A 314-nucleotide genomic window follows, 5' to 3' on the forward strand; every position below is an offset into this window, starting at 1 on the left:
TCTCAATCACGAGGCTAGCCCTAAAGCTATTTCGGAGAGAACCAGCTATCTCCAGGTTCGATTGGAATTTCTCCGCTACCCACACCTCATCCCCGCACTTTTCAACGTGCGTGGGTTCGGGCCTCCAGTGAGTGTTACCTCACCTTCACCCTGGACATGGGTAGATCACCTGGTTTCGGGTCTACGACCACGTACTCATTCGCCCTATTCAGACTCGCTTTCGCTACGGCTCCGCTTTCTTTCGCTTAACCTTGCACGTAATCGTAACTCGCCGGTTCATTCTACAAAAGGCACGCTATCACCCATTAACGGGC

1 rRNA gene is annotated in these 314 nt (G+C 52.5%); it reads right to left on the reverse strand.

Features of this window, described 5'->3' with window-relative positions:
- Nucleotides 1–314: ribosomal RNA gene (locus C9J34_RS21650) — 23S ribosomal RNA — on the reverse strand; the annotation flags it as partial.

Source organism: Metasolibacillus meyeri, from assembly GCF_003049505.1.
Lineage (GTDB): Bacteria > Bacillota > Bacilli > Bacillales_A > Planococcaceae > Metasolibacillus > Metasolibacillus meyeri.